The sequence below is a fragment of the Vibrio sabulosilitoris genome (genome assembly GCF_055391395.1).
Genome location: NZ_AP029599.1, coordinates 1,182,917 through 1,197,990 on the forward strand (window position 1 = coordinate 1,182,917; position 15,074 = coordinate 1,197,990).

The window sequence follows — 15,074 nt, forward strand, 5'->3', positions numbered from 1 at the left end:
ATACCTTGCCTAAAAAATGTGCCGCTTATTACCCTCAACCAGAAGCTGGCGTGCTGGTCACGGGCGAAAAAGCGGCGCATTATATCGGCGAAATTAGGCTGCGGCTAGTGCTAGTTTGTGCAGGCGCTGCGACATCGAGGCAAGGCCAGCGCCGCACAAGAAGATGGCCCCACCAATGCCAATGAAGATGGCAGCATCTGATATGCTTTCAGTGGTGAAGGCAAACAGCGAAACAATGACTCCAAGTGCCACCATTGCTCGGCCCATAAAGATACCATTGGCATGGTCAATCGGTGTTTGCTCTTGCTCGCTCATCGGTGTGGCAAGGCGTTGCCCTACCTCTGAGCTATGACTATGGCTTGGCGCCATCCAACGCGTAGCGATAAAGAAGCCACCGGTGACCACGATATGCGCAACCAGCGTCAAACCAATCACCAAATCAATCTGCTCGCGACCATTGAGCACGCCCGTCCAAGGCTCAAGCCAGTGCACGTCAAAGATAAAATGCATGAAGGCCGAGACCAGCAAGCCAACACATACGGTCGCCCAGCCAGACCATGATGGGGTGCGCAAGTTCACCAGCGCGAGGAAAGAGGGTACTGAAAGCGGCATCTGCAATAGCGCGGTAAAGATCATCATGATATCAAACAGGCTGTAGCCCTCGATACGAGCGAAGATCAGCGCGACTGCGCCAGCCAAAATACCGGTGGCAAGGGTCGAGGCTTTACCCCACAGCATCTGCTGTTGATCGCTTGCTGTCGGATTAATCAATGATAAGTACACATTGTTGACCACGATCCCTGCATTGCGATTGAGCGCGGTGGTCATGGGTGACACCGTCGCGGCCAACATCGCGACCATCACCAAGCCTAATAGACCATGGGGCATGTAGTATTCGATGTAGTAGAGATAGGCGGCATTGTTCGCGCCCGCACCAAGGTTTGGATAGGTTGAGGCTAAGTCGACATCCAGCGAGGCAACAAACCATGGCGGTGAGAACCACAACAGCGGTGCGAAAAGAAACAAGAATCCAGCAAGCAGTGCAGAGCGTGTTGCTTCTTTTTCGTTACTGGTGATTAAAAACCGGTAGCTGCTCAGGGCATTATTGGTGTTAAGGGTTTGCTTGAGCATCATCACCCCGGCCCACAGAACAAAGATCTGCCATACCGAGATATCATCGCCCATCATCATCTCAGGGACGGACTCTACCGGCAGGCTTACCACATGTTTTGCTGCGGTAGCGCCGACCACGACGGTGATGGTGACCAGCAGCACCAACTGGATCACGTTGGTGGCGGAGACTGTCCATACCCCACCTGCCACTGCGATAAAGGTCACCAGTGTGGTAATCGCAATAATCGTGATATCGATACTGATGCCAAAGGTCGCCGATAGGAATGCCCCCAAGCCATTGAGCCAGATGGCGGCACCGACCAGCGTGATCGGAAAGCTTGACCAGGTAAAGACTTGCTCAGACAGCTTATCAAAACGCAGGCGGATCACGTCCATGGCCGTCGCCACGCGCAAGCGGCGATAGCGCTTGGCAAAGTACAGCGCCGAGACAAAAAAGCCCAGCGCATTGCCCCAGAAAACAAACATAATACTCAGGCCGTCTTCAAACGCTTTCGCGGCCGCGCCGGTAAAGGTCCAAGCGGAAAACTGAGTCATAAAAGCGGTGGCACCCGCCATCCACCAAGTCATGGCGCCATTGCCCTTGATAAAGCCATCGGCGCTGCTGGCATGGCGCTTAAACGCCGAGGTTACGATTAGTAAAAACACAAAATACAGTGCTAGTACTGACCAATCGAGATGTGTCACGTGAGTTACCCAAAATGTGAGAAAAACAGGGAGGCGCTATTTTTGCAAACAGCCTTTTCAAAGAGTATTTTCAAAATAATGTTTTAAAAATATTGTATGACAAAAGCATGATCGCATTTTGCGATATCGATCACTATTAGTGGAGAAAGCACTCTTATTGTAAAGCCTTACCCAGGCGACCAATAACGTGGCTTGGTGCACTTTGACGAAAGTTAACAGTATGTCAGTGCGCTCTCGGAGGGGCTATTTAGCCCAGTCTACTGGGCTGTGATGGCAGGAGGTGGAAATGAAACCCGACTGCTGGTCGCAATGCCGGCGCTCTCGCCTGCTGGTGCCGCCAGCGTGGTGAGCATGGTGAACGGTATCTATCGCGGAATTAAGCTGATAGCGCGCGACTAACATCGCGCTATCAGGTAACTTATATCGTGACCTATTCTGGTCGCTTACGACTTTGTGCTACGGACTTTTGGTTACGTGATGACAGGCGTTGATAGCACTGAGTTAGGCGGTAGTTTACTTGCTCCATCATATCCGCAAGCACTCGCACCACACCTTTACTCTTTAGCTTGTGCATCAGATAAAGCAGGTAGGCGTTACCCGTTTTTGTGCTCTGATTGATCACACCAGAAAGTTGTTCAGCAAGGCGTTGATATACTCTGCGCTTATAGTGGCGAATATCATAGGCGTAGTCGCTGGTGCTGGTGATGAGCTTCCTCACATCCACTAGAGTAACCCGCTCTGAGTTCTCACTTACAAAGCGATCAACAACCTTGTTCATCTCCTTGTGCCTTGCTACACAGCCAGGCTCAACCTTTAAAGGCGGCTCAACCTCAGCACCATTAATCAATATTAAGCGTGTGTTAGGTGCGATAACGTTCAGCAGTTGGTTGAGATTGGTATAGAACTCTTCACCGCTAATTGGGCCAATGTTGGTATGTGTCTTATAAAACTGCTCAAGCTGGGCAACTTCTCGCTCATCGATGCCCTTGGTTTTGAGGGGGCGGTAATAACCCGCAAACGGTGTGATATGACCATCTTCAGAGCGATACAGGTCCTGGGTATAGTCCATCAGTACACTGAAGATCACGTAGTCAAAACGTGAGTCTGACAGTTGGGACTCAAAGGCTGAGCGCGGCAGGAATGGAACATTGTCGCGATAACGTGTCTTACCCAACATAACGTATGAGTGATCAGGGTGAATGGGCATATTGCCTGAGCTGGTATAGTTCACTTCCTCTTCAATATCGTTTTTGCTGGTCAGATAGATGGTCATTTGGGTCAAATCACACCCACCTTTTAGTAGGATATGTAATTGCTTTGTCTTGGCTTCTGGCTGTGATTGCACACCCTGCGTCGTATTCTCGCTTAGAGCTATCCAGTCTGGGCAAAAGTCGCTATCTAACTCACCGGATACATCACCTACAATGTTGAGTTTGGGGGCCCCTAGGTAATGATAAAGAAATTGCTCCACACCAAGGTTGAGGATCCGGCAAGAAAACACAAAGTGGACTAGCTGCTGATGCTGCTTATGCACCGCGATAAAGCCAGTTAAGCCATAATCACCATAGTTATCGGCCACCTTGACACTCAAAGTCTCGAAATCGTCTGAGCGTATTAGCGTCGTCAGTGCTGATTGAGAGTCACGCTGCTTAGTAAAATTGAGCTGATTGGTGCGTGATACTAACTCGGTGAGTCGTTCAATATCGGACTCAACACTTGAGTTGAGGTAAACATGAATATTGGAGTCGCGCAGAAAATCCAAGTCAGTGTCGTAGTGGCTCTTGGCTTGATGCTTTTGTTCCAATAGTTTGTATTGGTTTAGGCGGCTGTGTTGTCTATCATCCTTGCCTTTTACGTCATACAGCGATTCTAATTGTGACAACTGATCTGGATGCATGGTGTGGATCGACGGAACAACGGTCTGTACTTCTTTGAGGTTTAAGTGATTATCGTCAATAAACAGCACATTCACTGGCCGCAGTCCCATCGCCTCAATAGTGTCTTTGACCGCGTTGCCCTTGGCATAAAAACCAATTTTGGCGAAGACAAAATAGGACCAAACCCCCAAATCCTCGAGCTTTTGCTGAGTTTGGTCATAGTGGTTTTTCGAAGAGATTGAGTTGATGATCCCACGGTCGGTCAAGCGCTTGACCAAATCAATGTTGCTCTCTATCGGCGTGATCCCTTCTTCAGAAAGCGTCCCGCTCCAGAAGGTCTCATCCAGATCCCAAATAATGGCTTTAATCAACGTCATGTCGAACCTACCAAATTTTCTCAATCAAAGTGAATATAGTGTGAAGGTGCAGCTCTGTTGGCTGATGCTTCATGGGTTGCAACGTGACGTACTGTGTAAAGTTATTATTTTCATATTGTAAGGTTGCTTTCTATCAGCAGTACCTCCCTCCTTGGGTGTACGTACTTTCATCGCTGGGCTAAATCCTATCCGCATCTTGACCAGAGGTAGGTGTCGGCGACTTGAAGGTTTTCAGTCGCTCTTTGATGAGTAACCAGGCAAAGGTGGAGTTGGTGACCAGGTAGCGCCTCCACATCCGACGTGGCTCTTGAATGACTCGATGTAGCCACTCTAAACCGGCACTTTGCATCCACAATGGCGCACGTGTGACCTTGCCTGCCACAACATCAAAAGTCCCACCCACTCCCATAACGAAGTTAACGCCAAGTTTATCTTTCCACTGGTTGATAAAGTTCTCTTTTTTTGGCGAGGTGATCGCCACGAATAGAAGCTTGGCACCAGAGAGGCGGATCTTGTCGACCACGGCTTGCTCGTTATCCCAGAAATAGCCATGGTGGTAACCTGCTATTACTAGGTCGGGGTGTTGCTGACTCAAGGTCTGAGCCGTTTTTGCCACCACTTCCTCTTGGGCACCAAGCAGAAAAATGGGCAGCGAGCGCTTTGCACTCATGGTGACAAGGCTGTGGAACAGGTCCACACCAGCCACACGTTCAGGGATGTCATGACCGCAAAAACGAGCGCCCCACACCACACCCATACCATCGATATTGATTAAGTCACACTCTGTCACCGACTGGGCTAGCTTTGGGTCGTGTTGCATGTTCACCAGTTTGGCGGCATTGACGACCACGTGTTGAGTAAACTGGCCATCAAGTATCGCGGTTTCAATCTGCGATACGGTTTCATCCATACTAGCGACATCCATAGGACTGTTGAGAAAGTTGATTCGTTTCACCGGGAGCTCCTTGCGACTTGATTCGGCTAAAGTATGAAAAAGAATAGTAAACCCAGGCCTGTGTCCATCGCATGTAGTTTACTGAGTTGGTCATGAGCGAATGCTTTTGATAAACAAAGCGCCGCTGTCTTTTGCTGTAGAGGGTATCGATTGAGCGCTGGCATATTTTCTCCACCCAACGCATGTCTTGGGGCGTGCCTCCAACTTTGGTGAAAGTCAGGACCGCCTGAGCAACAGAGTGCATATCAAGGGGATAGCGAGATTGCTGGTAATACTTAGCTGTACCATCTTGCTCGAACAAGGCGCGGCGATAGAAGTTCAATCCTTTTTTTATTACCACATCAAACTCGCTGATACTGAGACTCTCTCTGATCAGGTGCAGCGCCTCTAAGTTGTACCCGGTGTGGAACCCATCGATGAACTGGTGGTGACTGCGGGTGCCATAAACCCAGGAACCATCATCTTTTTGTGCGCGAACTGAGCTGCGAGCACAGCGCAGGGCCAACTCGATCATCGCATAGTCGTGAGTGATACTGGCAGTTTTAGCCAGCCACGCCGCTCCCCATAAGTTGGCATTGTGAACAAAGGCTGTCTCTCCAGGAATGTAGGCGATATAGCTCTCATCCCCTTTATCAACCACTAAGGTTTGCGCGATAAAGTGGGCTGCATCCAATGCTGGTCGCATGTACTTTAGATGATCCGTAATCTTGCCAAGCTGGTAGAGCGCTTGTGCTACATAGATGGTAGTGATCACATTGGGTTTGCCTTTGGGGACATAAAACGCTCGGGCATTCCAGTCAAAGTGATAACCCCAGCAGCTGTGTTGCCAAACATCAGGGTCGCAGCGTTGATCAAGAAGCCAATCACCCAACTCGATGGCTTGAGCAAGATAGGCTTGCTCGCCTGTTCTTTGGTAATTCTCTAATAGGCCGAGTATAAATAGCCCAATGCCCTTTGGGTTGCGATTTTTTGCTACACCTAACAGAGGTCGAAAATTAAAAATTGAGCGTTTATTAAATTGAAGCCATATTAGTCCAAAGAGACTTTTGCGCAATTTAGGGTGCTTAGTCAAATATTTGCTGTTTAGACCGTCAAAGGGATCATAGCCAGCAAAATTATCCTGTTTTGCATTATTAAGAATGTCTTTAGAAATCCTGTCTAACATTATACAGCGTCCATTGTGTTCAAGTTAGTTTATGGTTTTTGGATTCCTAGCCAATAAACGATGCGTCTTTACATATTAGAAATAACTTGTATGACTTTGCCATTTTCAGTTCTTGGAATCTGCTCAACTTCTTTAATGATCACATTCATCGATTCGCCGAGCTTAAGCTTGCATTTAGCAATCAGTAGGTCTTGCTGGTGGCTATCAAACGCCTCATTGACCACCACATGGGCCTCAATGGTATTCTCTGAGTGCTGAATGATCTGTGTATCAAGCAAGCCGTGAATCCCTTTCGAGATGTGCGCCACCGACGAGACATTATTGCCGAGCTTGTCGGTAATGTAGTCACACACCCGTCCTTCGATGTAATCAAAGCTCGGTGTGACCTTACCGCATTGGCAAGGCCCTTCGCTGGTGATGGTCACGAAATCTCCGGTGCGATAGCGCAAAATGGGGTAGAGATGATTAATAAAATTGGTGCCGATGATCTCAAAGCGGTTGTCACCAACCGGATCCAGCTCAACATAGCTGTAGTCCTCATTGATGTGGTAGCGACCATGCTCACACAGGCCTGCACTGGCGACACGCTCAGACAGCCCATACCAGTCAAAGACCTTACACTTAAAGCGCTCTTCGACGATGTGGCGCATCTCTGGTGGCAGCCATTCTGACGAAGTAATGATCGATTTGAGCGTGCCTTGATAATAAGCGTCATTGGCCTCAAGATACTTCGCCAGCGCTAGTATCGACGATGGGGTCGCCTGGATGATTTGAGTGCCAAACCTCTCTAGTGCCTTTAGGTATAAGGGAATCGATTGGTTAGTCAGGTGAAATGAGGACATCAGCATCATATTTTCGAAATAGGAATAACGCCAGTACGGTGGCTGTTTCGAGGCGAGCGGCACAATCAACTCTGCACGTATCCAAGCGCGCTTGTCACCCTTGACATAACCAGCCTGTTGCAGGTAACGGCTAACGAATGCCTGCTCGATCTTGACCGTGCGCAAGTCTTGGCGAATGGTGACCGGAATACCACTGGTACCACTGGTGCAGTTTTTGATGGTGACCCCTTTCTGGTTTACGTTGACAAAGGCGTGTGGGTTGTCCACCAGGTCCTGTTTGTTGATGGTGGGGATCTGCTTGAGTATCTTATAGGGGTCGGACTCAGTTTTGAGCAGATCGCGGTAGGGGCGATAGTATTCGGTATTTTCCAGTGCGTTATGCAGCGTGTCGCTCAGGCACTGTTTCTTATAGGCGTCCATCGCGGCACGGTCATATTCTAGGTTGAGGACATTTTCCATTATTTCATTGGTATCACCACGTTCTCGGACCAGCATTCTCAGTAATCCTCGGATCGAGATGAGGATGCTCTGAATATAGTGGTGACTTCTAATGTATATTTGAGTTCTGAACATTACAGTTTGCCTCTCAATACCAAACTGGCTGCATCGCTAGTCATATTTGCTATTTTGTAGGTTCTTAATATTGCTCGTTCATTATTAAAATGCACTAATTAGAACGATGTAAGCTATTTATAAGTTGTTGCTTAGAATCGAGTTAGGTGCCTCGGGGCTTGGGTCCTAAACACGCCTTGTTGAGAGCTCGTCAGGTCAGAAGCTCTTTATATATTCTTTCTAGCTTGGGCATGATCACCATAGGGCTGAAGTTACTACAGTACTTCTTGTACGCCTGCTGGGAAATGGTGTCGCGCAATGCATCGCTGGCCAGCAGTGAACTGAGCGCTTCGGCCAACGCCTGAGTATCACCAGCTTCAATCAACAGTCCCTCTTTGTCGCTGGTTATGGCATCAGGGATACCACCGGCAAAAGAGGAAACCACCGGGATTTTGGCCGACATTGCCTCGAGTATTCCCATCGGAAAGCCCTCATTATAGCTGGGTAAGACGTAGATACTCGATTTGGCCATCCAGTCGTTTTTTTCCTGGCCAGATATCCAACCGAGGAACAGCACCTGGTCGTATATCTCAAGCCGTTTGGCCAAATCTTTGTAAACCTCGATATCGCCATCCCCTCCGAGCACCAAGCGACTGTCGGGAAACTGAGGAGCGATGCTGGCAAACGCACGCAGCAGGTCTTCGGTGCCCTTGCGTTTGCTCAGTCGCCCGAGGAAGAGGATGTTACTGGTGCTGCTGGGAATCGTCTCTAGGTGCATCTTGGGTACCGAGTTATGCACCACAGTGACTTTGGCTGGCTCGTCGACTATGGCCTCCATCCAGCTCAACCACTGAGTGGAGAGGACGATCACCTTGTCTGCTAGGTTAAAGGTATTCCGGATGGCTTGCTGCTTGGCGGGCGTGCACTCGTTAGCGTAGAACTTTCTGAACTCTGCACCATGCAGGTGAATAATGATCCGGGCACCGAGCCATTTCCCTAAACGAACAACTTGAGCCTTACGCATATAGCTACCGCGTGAGGCCATATGAACGTGGATCAGGCCAATTTGGAACCTTAAGCCATAAGCTATGATGGTTGCCAAGCAGCGCAGGTGGGTCAGCAGCGCTTGCAGTTTGGTGGTATTACGTGAGGAGTGGCTGGCGATGTAACGAAAGTTATGCTTGTGCAGCAACCCTTCTTGCTGATAAATGCTGACGACGGTGGCGATGCCTCCCTGCCCCGACCGGTCGGTGCCGACCATAAGATTGATAGATTGACGCATGGCTACAGTCCCCCAGTTCTGATTACTGAGCGGAACTTGCCCGCTGCGGTACGAGGAATCTCCTCGGTTGCCTCAAATTTGAGCTGGACCAGTGATCCAAGCCGAGATCGCAGCCCCTCTTCCATTGCCGATTCCAACTTAACCAAGTTGGTGTTTTGGTGGGGGACGTAGCGAACAATCAGTTCATCGTTGAGACGCTGCTCAATTTGACACTCGATAAGGTCATTGAGCCCCTTAAAGGCCACGTCTAGACGACCAATACGTCGCCCATCTGCCAACACCACGTAGTCATCATTCCGCCCGAGGATACGGGTGACAAAGGGTGCCGAGTTACCACACGGGCAGCCACCATCGGTATGCAGCCCCTCAACGTAATCCTTAGTATCATAACGCAGCAGTGGCATGGCGTTGTTGTGGACGTTGCTACCAACAATCTTAGTGCCGTACTCATCTTCAACGAACTCGACTATCGAATAATCATCTCGCACGTGATAATTGCCATAGCGGCACTGCTGGAGGGTAGCCACACGCTCAGCTTGACCATAATGGTCAAACACGCTGCCAAAGACACGCTTGACCAGTTGTTGATTTTCATCGCTAAAGGTTTCACTGCTGGTAAATACACATTTTAGATCCCAACATGGCTGCCAGCCGATACTTTGCGCCATTTTAGCTAATGGTGTGATTGTGCTTGGATACGCCATGATTACATCTGGCTTGTAGTGCTCCAGCTCCGTCAAATAGTCGACGAAGGTATGCTCAGATAGGTGAAAAGAGGACATCATCAGTCGTTTGGTGAAGGGCATTTTTCGCCAGTATGGAGCTACTTTCCTGTCTGGGTCGCATACATTGTCGCCGCGTAGCACCGCAATATTAGGCCGAATGGGAACACCTTGTGCTTTGAGGTGGGTCTTAACGATGTACTCTTCGAGAATCACTGATTTATAACTGCGATACACCGTCATTGGTGAATTAGTCGTGCCACTGGTGTAGCCCTTAATGAAAAAGCGGCTGTTTCGCCGCTCAGACTCGGCTCGTTTCATTAAGTCGGTTTTATCAATGATGGGCAGATTCTGGGTGCTAACTTGGTATGGGGTAAAGTTCTTGAAAATCTTCCCTAAATGGTTTCGATAGATAAAATTGGCGGCATGATTCTCCTTGAGGAGCCACCAAAAAAAATCTTTTGTGTATACCGGCAACTGCTTAAACATTGATTTATATCCTATAAACTTGCAGTCAGTAAAATGACATCAATAAGGTTAGCCGCGCTCAAGTCCCTGTGCTAATGAAGTTAGTTGGGTATTGAGTTATTGCGAATCGGCGCAGACTTTTTTGGCCATCTTGTTGTCATCTGGTCAATCATGGTCTTTTGTTTTTTATCAGGCGCTTACAGTGGTGAGCCCTTTGAGTGTTTGACCTCAATATTGGTTGTTGTCTTCAGTGACGTTGGGCTTGCCGTATGGTTACGGTTCATTATTTGTGACGCGTAAAGGTGGTTGAGATACAGTTTTATGCACTGAAAGCCAACAAATAACAGCATCAATAACAAGGCACGATCGTAGCCTTGATCCATGGTTAAAAATGCAAGACCACTGGCTAAAGCGAGCAATAGCGACGAGAAGGCATTGATCTTCATTATCGTGCTCGAACGGCCACAAACTTGCAGAACATTCGAAAAAGGTAGGCTAAGCTGCGAGACCTGCATGGCAACAAAAATCAGCAAAAATGCCAGCCAGCTTTCTGGGTAGACATATTGGACCACCTGCCACACCGTAAAAATGGCCACACTGGCAAAAGCGAGGATGCAAAAAAAGAAGGTGTAAACATTTTGCTTGTGGATGCCATTGAGGCGCATATCGGGAATATGCTTGGCTGACATTGCTCGTGGGATCAAATAAGCCACACCCGAGATATAGAATACCTGGGTGATCTGAGGCGCGAGGTCTTCACCCAGCTCTCCAATCAAGACTAAGGGAACGAAACACATCAGAGAGGTAGAGAACATATTTGATGCGGCGTACCTAAAATAGTGTGAAATAGCCTCCCGATGCCCGACTGACGGCGCTTGGTCAGCACATTCGTCCTCGGCCTTATCAATCAACAATAGTGGCAGGAAAAACAGTAAGATCGACATGGTGAGCAGCAAAGGCGCGTTGTCGATGACAAAGTAAGCGCAGACACTAAATAATACCGTAGTGGCAAAACTAGCCTTGAGGAGTGGTTTAAAAGCCGCGATATTGAGGTGCTCTCGCTTGGCTACTTCATAAAGTGATAAGAAAATCGTCGACAGCAGCACCGCGACACAGTAGGCAGTGCCATCGTCCTTTAGAGTGAGGGCGTAGGCAATCAGAAATGCCAAAAATGAGAAGATAATCGGGATAAGATATTTCTGCTGAAGGCTGAGTTTATAATCTTTTGACATCATGATTGAGGCGATCGGTAGCCCGGTAAATGACGACAAAAACGCCACCCAAAAGAAGCCCTGCGAGAACTCTTTAGCGACTTCATGCCCAGCTAAAACGGTGGCGACCAACACCACGAACAGCTTGTAGCCACTGGGAAAAGAGATAGCGAGTAAGGGATAAATTTTATTGATCATGCTGTTCTTCTTGATAAAAGTAGGCGAAGGCTAGGGCCAGCGAGACGTAAAACACGTACGCAGGTAAAGGGCGTGTAATCAGCCCGTTACTAAAGGTGATGGTGAACATGAAGGCCAGGATGATGAAGCGCACGCCTGATTGGGCGAACATTCGATACAAGTAGGCAAAAGTCGCCAAAGCTAGCCCAAGATAAATCACGCCCCCTTCAACCAAGAAGGTCAACACGTCACTGTGCGCCCCTTTCTCCTCCCACCACCATATCTCAGTGATGATCAAGTCGCTGCCGGCACCGTTACCGATTAGCCAGGCGAGAGGCTCATTGTTGCCCAGTTGCTCGACTTTTTCCATGTACATCGAGGTGCGCCCAGAGGTGAACAGTTCAAACTCGGGCGTAGCGACCACAAAGGCAGCGATAAAGAGTAGGACGACCCCAAGCAGCGGTAAAAGCGACTCAAATAACGATGACTCACCAAGCCGCATTCGGTTTGAGAGTAACAACCCGAGGAAGATCAGGCCGGCACCGGTTGCGGTGCGCACGCCCCAACCGACACTAATGGTCACAAGGATAGCCAAGCCACATAGCGTCAGTAGCCGCAGGCTGACTTGGTGACTAATGTGCAGTACGTACAGAATAAAGAACACCGACAACGCGACATAGGCTGTGGTATGCAAGCCACCAAAGTAGGAAGGTAGCCACAACTCAAGGCGGTTTCCTGAGTCGGGTAAAAGTACTAAACCGGCAATCGTCAAAACGGCAATGTACAGACACAGCCGCTTAGCGATCAGCGATGCAAGGGAAAAGTCCTTAGAGAAATAGGACGCTAGCATCGGGAAAAGCATCAAAGGCAGATAAACGCGCAGGTGTGCGGTGATGGCGCGCACTAAGCTTTCGTCGGTGTATATCATGGTCGACAAACAGAAGGTCAGTCCTGAAATCAGGGCAACCACGTACAAGAAAGAGAAGGTCCGTAAGGTGAATGGGATATAAATCAGCACGCTGCATAGGATCAGGATATCGAACAACTGCGCGATACTATTGACTGAAGCTGTTTCATAAACCCCGGTCGCCCAAGGAGAAATCAGTAGCTTCATGCACAAAGCAAACAGTGCGATATTGACGTACACCCGCTCTATCGGGTGTACTGAGAGTCTAGATAATTCCATGAGTATCTATCACCACTTTTGCGGTTAGCTGAGTCTTATCGATATCAGCAAACTCTTTATGGTTCACCAGTGCCACAATGATGTTAGCACCCTCAACGGCCGAATCGAGTGGCATCAACTCAACCCCAGCCCGCACCAAGTCTTCCGGCAGAGCATGGATGTTTGGCTCCACGACGTACATCTTGTTGCCATAGTGTGCGGCAAGCTCTTGAACAATCTGTAGTGCTGGGCTCTCTCGCATGTCATCAATATCAGGCTTGTAAGTAACACCCAAGCAAGCGATCACTGGCGCTTTAAACTCTTCGGCATGGCGGGTCACCTTGTCGACGACGTAATGAGGTTTGGCGTCATTGGTTAAGCGTGCCTGGAGAATAAGCTTAGCCTCCTCTGGGCAACTATCGACAATAAACCATGGGTCGATTGCGATGCAGTGTCCGCCAACGCCGGGACCTGGGCTTAGTACATTGACGCGTGGATGGCGATTGGCCAGTCGAATGAGTTCCCACACATTGATCTTGAGTTTGTCACAGATGACGGAAAGCTCATTGGCATAGGCGATGTTGACATCACGAAACGAGTTCTCGGTTAGCTTGGACATCTCTGCGGTGCGCGCGTTTGTCGTGATGCAGTCACCACGGACGAAAATCTTGTACAGCTCGACCGCGCGTTGTGAGCAGGCCTTGGAGAGGCCACCGATGATGCGATCGTTGGATACCAGCTCTTGCAGGACATAGCCTGGCAATACTCGCTCTGGACAGTGGGCAATATGAATATCCGCTTGATCAGTACTATCACAAGGAAAGCACAAGTCCGGACGTGCATGTTTTAGCCACTCAGCAACCATTTCCGTTGTGCCGACAGGTGAAGTGGACTCGACGACCACCAAATTGCCTTTTTCTAGCACAGGTGCGATGGCTTTGGCCGCTGCTTCCACATACGAGAGGTCGGGTTGTTTGTTGTCAAGAATCGGGGTGGGCACGGCAATCAAAAAGGCATCGCTTGGTTCCGGCGTTGTGGTGGCACGCAAATTTTCAGTCTGAACCACACTGCGGACGACGATATCCAAATCTGGCTCGATAATGTGGATCTTTCCTTGGTTGACGGTATCGACGGTGTTCGGGTTCACATCGACGCCCAGTACGTTCACGCCACGCGACGCTAGCACAGCTGCGGTAGGTAGGCCGATGTAGCCCAGTCCGATAACAGATACATTTTTGAATGGCAAAGACATAATTACGCTCTCTATTCCGTGAGACAAAAAGTTGAACTAGTGTGTTTAGCGTGTGGCTAGCGCTGCCAAAATTCGCTCTGTTGCCTTACCATCCCCATAAGGGTTGGTCGCTTGCGCCATGCTTTGATAGGTGCTCGGGTTGGTCAGCAATTCGTCCAAAGCTTGAGAAATGGTGTCAGCGTCAGTGCCGACCAGTTTGACTGTGCCTGCGTCAACAGCTTCTGGCCGCTCGGTTGTATCGCGCATCACCAAGACAGGCTTACCCAGCGATGGTGCCTCCTCTTGGATACCGCCGGAGTCAGTCAAGATGATGTGGGCTTGATTCATCAGGTATACAAACGCCAAATACTGCTGCGGCTCAATCAAGTGCACGTTGTTGATGCCATACAACAGCGCATTGACCGGCTCTTTGACATTTGGATTGAGGTGCACTGGGTAGACGATCTGACAATCGGGGTGTTTAGCCGCGGTAGTGGCAAGAGCCTGGCAAATCTGCTCGATACCAGAGCCGAAGTTTTCTCGACGATGCCCTGTGACCAATATCAGCTTTTGCTCTAGGTTAAGTTGCGGGAACATTACCGCTAAGGTGGCCTTGAGATCGTTATCACTCTCAATGCGATCGCGAATCATAAACAGCGCATCAATCACAGTATTGCCGGTGACATAAACATGGTTAGGGTCAATGTTTTCTGCCAAAAGGTTGTCTTGTGACGTACTGGTCGGAGCAAAATGGTATTTGGTCAGGCAGCCTGTTAACTTGCGATTTGCCTCTTCTGGCCATGGCGAGTAGATGTTGCCGGTGCGCAAGCCGGCCTCAACATGTCCAACGGAGATATGCCGATAGTAAGCCGCTAATGAAGCTGCAAACGTGGTGGCAGTGTCACCGTGAACTAACACCACATCAGGCTGAAACTCCTCAAGTACGGCATCAAGCGCCTGAAGGATATTCGATGTAACCTGACCAAGGGTTTGTTTGGGACGCATAATATCTAGGTCAAAGTCGGGTGTGATTTGAAACAGATCCAGTACTTGGTCGAGCATCTCCCGATGCTGACCAGTGACACAGACTTTAGCGTCAAATCGCTCATCGTCCTTAAGCGCTTGTACCACAGGCGCCATTTTTATCGCCTCAGGTCGGGTACCAAAAACAGACAGTACTTTCTTACTCATCGGTCTCTAAATCCATTTAATCAGTGAATCAAACAAGGTGC

Annotated in this window: 11 protein-coding genes; all 11 read right to left on the reverse strand. The window is 49.2% G+C overall.

What is annotated here, in order from left to right:
• Nucleotides 1-93: 93 nt before the first annotated feature.
• A complete protein-coding gene (locus ACZ5R2_RS05680) occupies nucleotides 94-1,818 on the reverse strand; it encodes a sodium:solute symporter family transporter (protein WP_464901381.1) in 1,725 nt (574 codons plus the stop codon).
• Nucleotides 1,819-2,248: 430 nt separating this feature from the next.
• On the reverse strand, nucleotides 2,249-4,072 hold the full coding sequence (locus tag ACZ5R2_RS05685) for a hypothetical protein (RefSeq protein ID WP_464901382.1): 1,824 nt from the start codon (nucleotides 4,070-4,072) through the stop codon (nucleotides 2,249-2,251).
• A 178-nt stretch (nucleotides 4,073-4,250) separates the two neighbouring features.
• Nucleotides 4,251-5,027: a WecB/TagA/CpsF family glycosyltransferase gene (locus ACZ5R2_RS05690; protein ID WP_464901383.1), complete on the reverse strand. Its 777-nt coding sequence runs from the start codon at nucleotides 5,025-5,027 to the stop codon at nucleotides 4,251-4,253.
• Nucleotides 4,984-6,192 carry an aspartate-semialdehyde dehydrogenase gene (locus ACZ5R2_RS05695; protein ID WP_464901384.1) on the reverse strand — a complete coding sequence of 403 codons (1,209 nt, stop codon included), beginning with the start codon at nucleotides 6,190-6,192 and terminating at the stop codon, nucleotides 4,984-4,986. Before ACZ5R2_RS05695 ends, ACZ5R2_RS05690 begins: the two co-directional genes overlap by 44 nt.
• Nucleotides 6,193-6,260: 68 nt before the next feature.
• Complete coding sequence (locus ACZ5R2_RS05700) at nucleotides 6,261-7,529, reverse strand: phenylacetate--CoA ligase family protein (protein WP_464901385.1); 1,269 nt, start codon at nucleotides 7,527-7,529, stop codon at nucleotides 6,261-6,263.
• Nucleotides 7,530-7,797: 268 nt separating this feature from the next.
• Nucleotides 7,798-8,868: a glycosyltransferase family 4 protein gene (locus tag ACZ5R2_RS05705; protein WP_464901386.1), complete on the reverse strand. Its 1,071-nt coding sequence runs from the start codon at nucleotides 8,866-8,868 to the stop codon at nucleotides 7,798-7,800.
• A 2-nt stretch (nucleotides 8,869-8,870) separates the two neighbouring features.
• On the reverse strand, nucleotides 8,871-10,079 hold the full coding sequence (locus ACZ5R2_RS05710; RefSeq protein ID WP_464901387.1) for a phenylacetate--CoA ligase family protein: 1,209 nt from the start codon (nucleotides 10,077-10,079) through the stop codon (nucleotides 8,871-8,873).
• Between the two features lie 176 nt (nucleotides 10,080-10,255).
• Entirely contained in the window at nucleotides 10,256-11,467 is a 1,212-nt protein-coding gene (locus tag ACZ5R2_RS05715; protein WP_464901388.1) for a hypothetical protein, read from the reverse strand.
• Nucleotides 11,457-12,632, reverse strand: a complete 1,176-nt coding sequence (locus ACZ5R2_RS05720) for a hypothetical protein (protein WP_464901389.1) — start codon at nucleotides 12,630-12,632, stop codon at nucleotides 11,457-11,459. The genes ACZ5R2_RS05715 and ACZ5R2_RS05720 overlap by 11 nt, the downstream gene beginning before the upstream one ends.
• Nucleotides 12,619-13,863 carry a UDP-N-acetyl-D-mannosamine dehydrogenase gene (wecC, locus tag ACZ5R2_RS05725; protein ID WP_464901390.1) on the reverse strand — a complete coding sequence of 415 codons (1,245 nt, stop codon included), beginning with the start codon at nucleotides 13,861-13,863 and terminating at the stop codon, nucleotides 12,619-12,621. Before wecC ends, ACZ5R2_RS05720 begins: the two co-directional genes overlap by 14 nt.
• 45 nt (nucleotides 13,864-13,908) lie before the next feature.
• Nucleotides 13,909-15,033 (reverse strand): non-hydrolyzing UDP-N-acetylglucosamine 2-epimerase, encoded by a 1,125-nt coding sequence (gene wecB / locus ACZ5R2_RS05730; protein ID WP_464901391.1) that lies wholly within the window; start codon nucleotides 15,031-15,033, stop codon nucleotides 13,909-13,911.
• Nucleotides 15,034-15,074: the final 41 nt, after the last annotated feature.

Bases quoted from the DNA above. Each gene is read 5' to 3' on its own strand.
- ACZ5R2_RS05685 (WP_464901382.1), bottom strand. From the start codon at position 4,072: ATGACGTTGATTAAAGCCATTATTTGGGATCTGGATGAGACCTTCTGG.
- ACZ5R2_RS05695 (WP_464901384.1), bottom strand. From the start codon at position 6,192: ATGTTAGACAGGATTTCTAAAGACATTCTTAATAATGCAAAACAGGAT.
- ACZ5R2_RS05700 (WP_464901385.1), bottom strand. From the start codon at position 7,529: ATGCTGGTCCGAGAACGTGGTGATACCAATGAAATAATGGAAAATGTC.
- ACZ5R2_RS05705 (WP_464901386.1), bottom strand. From the start codon at position 8,868: ATGCGTCAATCTATCAATCTTATGGTCGGCACCGACCGGTCGGGGCAG.
- ACZ5R2_RS05710 (WP_464901387.1), bottom strand. From the start codon at position 10,079: ATGTTTAAGCAGTTGCCGGTATACACAAAAGATTTTTTTTGGTGGCTC.
- ACZ5R2_RS05715 (WP_464901388.1), bottom strand. From the start codon at position 11,467: ATGATCAATAAAATTTATCCCTTACTCGCTATCTCTTTTCCCAGTGGC.
- ACZ5R2_RS05720 (WP_464901389.1), bottom strand. From the start codon at position 12,632: ATGGAATTATCTAGACTCTCAGTACACCCGATAGAGCGGGTGTACGTC.
- wecC (WP_464901390.1), bottom strand. From the start codon at position 13,863: ATGTCTTTGCCATTCAAAAATGTATCTGTTATCGGACTGGGCTACATC.
- wecB (WP_464901391.1), bottom strand. From the start codon at position 15,033: ATGAGTAAGAAAGTACTGTCTGTTTTTGGTACCCGACCTGAGGCGATA.